The sequence below is a fragment of the Novosphingobium sp. 11B genome, from assembly GCF_054589055.1.
Window position 1 is genome coordinate 1 of the sequence record NZ_BAAILP010000030.1, and the last position, 1663, is coordinate 1663.

The 1663-nt window shown below is 60.4% G+C and carries 1 protein-coding gene and 1 tRNA gene; both read left to right on the top strand.

Translation table 11 applies throughout. The features are described from left to right. The first annotated feature begins 44 nt into the window (after nucleotides 1–44). Nucleotides 45–121 (top strand) — tRNA-Met (locus ACYPYD_RS02295). 148 nt (nucleotides 122–269) lie between these two features. Continuing rightward, the gene (locus tag ACYPYD_RS02300) at nucleotides 270–1589 is read left to right on the top strand and encodes a site-specific integrase (protein ID WP_459661909.1); all 1320 of its coding nucleotides are present in this window, start codon (nucleotides 270–272) and stop codon (nucleotides 1587–1589) included. Nucleotides 1590–1663 lie beyond the last annotated feature (74 nt).

Genomic DNA, 1663 nt, shown 5'->3' on the forward strand with positions numbered 1-1663 from the left:
ACAAACAAAACACTCCCGGGCTGAAAACCAGCCCCATATGGTGACGCGGGGTGGAGCAGCCCGGTAGCTCGTCAGGCTCATAACCTGAAGGTCGTAGGTTCAAATCCTACCCCCGCAACCAATAATTATAATCAAAACATCAGCTTAAGGCGATCGTCGAAATCGGCGAGTGGCTCGATGCGCCTAGCACAACGCTAGCACATTTGCGCAGCTTTGCGATTTGTGAGACATTCCGACCCAGGCTCCCCTTGCAGCACTGGCGGTTTGTCATGCACAGGCACGAGATCTTAGGCGGAAAGGTCCAGGTTTACCGGCGCATCGACGGCGGCAACTGGCATTGCTCCGCATCGGTTGGTGGCAGGCAGCACCGGGCCACCACCAGGACGGACAGCGTATCGCTGGCCAAGCAGGTTGCCGAAGATTGGTATCTCGGTCTGCGCGGCAAATTGCATGCCGGTATCCTCAAGACCGAGAAAACCTTCAAGGAAGCGTCCGCCCAGTTCCTTCGCGAATACGAGATCATCACCGAGGGCCAGCGCAGCAAGCGCTGGACGGAGGGACACGGTATTCGCCTTCGCGTGCATTTGCTGCCGTTCTTTGGGGAGCTTGGTCTTTCCGAGATCACGGGCGGCAAAGTGCAGGAGTACCGGGTGCACCGGATGTCGTCGCGCGGCATCGCCAATCCGCATTCGAAGAGCAATCGCCCGGTCTCGGACAAGGCGCCCGCCCGAAAAACCCTTCACAACGAAATCGTGACGCTGCGCCAGGTGCTGCGCACCGCCGTCAGCCATGGCTGGTTGTCGCACCTGCCCGACATCTCCAGTCCTTATCGCGCTTCGAGCAAGGTGGAGCATCGGCCCTGGTTCAGTCCTGCGGAATACAAGCAGCTCTACAAGGCCACCGGGGCCTATGCCAGGGAGCCGTTCCATGCGCACTTTGCGTGGAACGCGCAGCAGGTGCATGACTACGTCCTGTTCATGGCCAATACGGGCCTCAGGCCCGATGAAGCCTCCAACCTTGAGCACCGCGATGTTGAGATCGTCATCGACGATGAGACTGGACAGCAGATCCTGGAAATCGAGGTTCGCGGTAAGCGGGGGGTGGGTTTCTGCAAAAGTATGCCCAATGCCGTGCGCCCCTATGAGCGGCTGCTCAATCGTCCGAGGCCCGTGCAAGGGGAAAGTCGCCGCGCGGCGCAGCGACGGCGCCGGGCCGGAATTGATGAGGCGCCTGAAGCGCCTGAGGCTCAGCTTCCGAAGTCGACCGACAAAGTCTTCCCAGGCAATCACGTGAAGCTGTTCAACGGTGTGCTTGCCAGGGCGGAGCTGAAATTTGATCGGGATGGCAAAGCGCGGACCGCGTACTCGCTGCGCCACACGTACATCTGCTTGCGGCTCATGGAAGGGGCTGATGTCTACGCGGTCGCGCGAAACTGCCGGACCAGTGTCGAGATGATCCAGAAACATTACGCCGCGCACATCAAGAACATGATCAGCGCCGCGTCGGTGAATGTACGCAAGGTCAAGCCTAAGCGCCGCCGGCAGCGTGTGCCCGTGGCATTCGAAGATGATGATCTGATCGACGTCTAGTCGCTACTCACTGCGGCGCCCGCCGACGCGCCAGCGCATCCCCTTGCGGGTGCGCCTCGCAGCAGCGCCCTTGC

Bases quoted from the DNA above. Each gene is read 5' to 3' on its own strand.
- ACYPYD_RS02300 (WP_459661909.1), top strand. From the start codon at position 270: ATGCACAGGCACGAGATCTTAGGCGGAAAGGTCCAGGTTTACCGGCGC.